At 47.5% G+C, this 255-nt stretch carries 1 rRNA gene; it reads left to right on the top strand.

Going from position 1 to position 255, the window contains the following annotated elements:
• Positions 1 to 116, top strand: a 23S ribosomal RNA gene (locus M3202_RS22225); the annotation flags it as partial.
• Positions 117 to 255: the final 139 nt, after the last annotated feature.

Below are 255 nucleotides of genomic sequence, written 5' to 3'. Positions count from 1 at the left end.
TTCCCATGGAGTTAATCCAGTAAGACCCCTTAGAGATGATGAGGTTGATAGGTCTGGTGTGGAAGCGTGGCGACACGTGGAGCTGACAGATACTAATCGGTCGAGGACTTATCCAAGCTATTCTTGACACTTGTACAATCATGATCTAGTTTTGAAAGAATCAAGCCCAAGTCCCCTGTTTTTGGGGACTGGGCGAAGCAATGTGCGGAGTCGCTACAAGTTTTTCAAAGTCTAGAGAGGAGTGGGGTTCTCCAC

Source organism: Halalkalibacter oceani (assembly GCF_023715605.1).
Taxonomy (GTDB): Bacteria; Bacillota; Bacilli; order Bacillales; family Bacillaceae_D; genus Halalkalibacter; species Halalkalibacter oceani.
The sequence above is the reverse complement of the archived record's forward strand: the minus strand, read 5'-3'. Positions and strand labels throughout refer to the sequence as shown.